Here is a 2,329-nt window from a genome sequence, read left to right on the forward strand (position 1 = left end):
GGTTAACCGAATAGGGGAGCCGAAGGGAAACCGAGTCTTAACTGGGCGTTAAGTTGCAGGGTATAGACCCGAAACCCGGTGATCTAGCCATGGGCAGGTTGAAGGTTGGGTAACACTAACTGGAGGACCGAACCGACTAATGTTGAAAAATTAGCGGATGACTTGTGGCTGGGGGTGAAAGGCCAATCAAACCGGGAGATAGCTGGTTCTCCCCGAAAGCTATTTAGGTAGCGCCTCGTGAACTCATCTTCGGGGGTAGAGCACTGTTTCGGCTAGGGGGTCATCCCGACTTACCAACCCGATGCAAACTGCGAATACCGAAGAATGTTATCACGGGAGACACACGGCGGGTGCTAACGTCCGTCGTGAAGAGGGAAACAACCCAGACCGCCAGCTAAGGTCCCAAAGTCATGGTTAAGTGGGAAACGATGTGGGAAGGCACAGACAGCCAGGATGTTGGCTTAGAAGCAGCCATCATTTAAAGAAAGCGTAATAGCTCACTGGTCGAGTCGGCCTGCGCGGAAGATGTAACGGGGCTAAACCATGCACCGAAGCTGCGGCAGCGACACTATGTGTTGTTGGGTAGGGGAGCGTTCTGTAAGCCGTTGAAGGTGTGTCGTGAGGCATGCTGGAGGTATCAGAAGTGCGAATGCTGACATAAGTAACGATAATGCGGGTGAAAAACCCGCACGCCGGAAGACCAAGGGTTCCTGTCCAACGTTAATCGGGGCAGGGTGAGTCGACCCCTAAGGCGAGGCCGAAAGGCGTAGTCGATGGGAAACAGGTTAATATTCCTGTACTTGGTGTTACTGCGAAGGGGGGACGGAGAAGGCTATGTTAGCCGGGCGACGGTTGTCCCGGTTTAAGCATGTAGGCGGAGGTTCCAGGTAAATCCGGTACCTTTTAACGCTGAGGTGTGATGACGAGGCACTACGGTGCTGAAGTAACAAATGCCCTGCTTCCAGGAAAAGCCTCTAAGCATCAGGTAACACGAAATCGTACCCCAAACCGACACAGGTGGTCAGGTAGAGAATACCAAGGCGCTTGAGAGAACTCGGGTGAAGGAACTAGGCAAAATGGTGCCGTAACTTCGGGAGAAGGCACGCTGATATGTAGGTGAAGTGATTTACTCATGGAGCTGAAATCAGTCGAAGATACCAGCTGGCTGCAACTGTTTATTAAAAACACAGCACTGTGCAAACACGAAAGTGGACGTATACGGTGTGACGCCTGCCCGGTGCCGGAAGGTTAATTGATGGGGTTATCCGTAAGGAGAAGCTCTTGATCGAAGCCCCGGTAAACGGCGGCCGTAACTATAACGGTCCTAAGGTAGCGAAATTCCTTGTCGGGTAAGTTCCGACCTGCACGAATGGCGTAATGATGGCCAGGCTGTCTCCACCCGAGACTCAGTGAAATTGAACTCGCTGTGAAGATGCAGTGTACCCGCGGCAAGACGGAAAGACCCCGTGAACCTTTACTATAGCTTGACACTGAACACTGGTCCTTGATGTGTAGGATAGGTGGGAGGCTTTGAAGTGTGGACGCCAGTCTGCATGGAGCCATCCTTGAAATACCACCCTTTAATGGCTGGTGTTCTAACGTAGACCCGTAATCCGGGTTGCGGACAGTGTCTGGTGGGTAGTTTGACTGGGGCGGTCTCCTCCTAAAGAGTAACGGAGGAGCACGAAGGTTAGCTAATCCTGGTCGGACATCAGGAGGTTAGTGCAAAGGCATAAGCTAGCTTGACTGCGAGAGTGACGGCTCGAGCAGGTGCGAAAGCAGGTCTTAGTGATCCGGTGGTTCTGAATGGAAGGGCCATCGCTCAACGGATAAAAGGTACTCCGGGGATAACAGGCTGATACCGCCCAAGAGTTCATATCGACGGCGGTGTTTGGCACCTCGATGTCGGCTCATCACATCCTGGGGCTGAAGTAGGTCCCAAGGGTATGGCTGTTCGCCATTTAAAGTGGTACGCGAGCTGGGTTTAGAACGTCGTGAGACAGTTCGGTCCCTATCTGCCGTGGGCGCTGGAGAATTGAGGGGGGCTGCTCCTAGTACGAGAGGACCGGAGTGGACGCATCACTGGTGTTCGGGTTGTCATGCCAATGGCATTGCCCGGTAGCTAAATGCGGAAGAGATAAGTGCTGAAAGCATCTAAGCACGAAACTTGCCCCGAGATGAGTTCTCCCTGAGACTTTAAGTCTCCTGAAGGAACGTTGAAGACGACGACGTTGATAGGTCGGGTGTGTAAGTGTAGCGATACATTGAGCTAACCGATACTAATGAACCGTGAGGCTTAACCTTACAACGCCGAAGATGTTTTGGCGAA

Annotated in this window: 1 rRNA gene; it reads left to right on the forward strand. The window is 52.6% G+C overall.

Annotation, left to right across the window (positions count from 1 at the left end):
• Positions 1–2,304, forward strand: a 23S ribosomal RNA gene (locus tag OGY33_RS00720); the annotation flags it as partial.
• Positions 2,305–2,329: the final 25 nt, after the last annotated feature.

The organism is Citrobacter sp. Cpo032 (assembly GCF_030332975.1).
Taxonomy (GTDB): Bacteria; Pseudomonadota; Gammaproteobacteria; order Enterobacterales; family Enterobacteriaceae; genus Citrobacter; species Citrobacter portucalensis.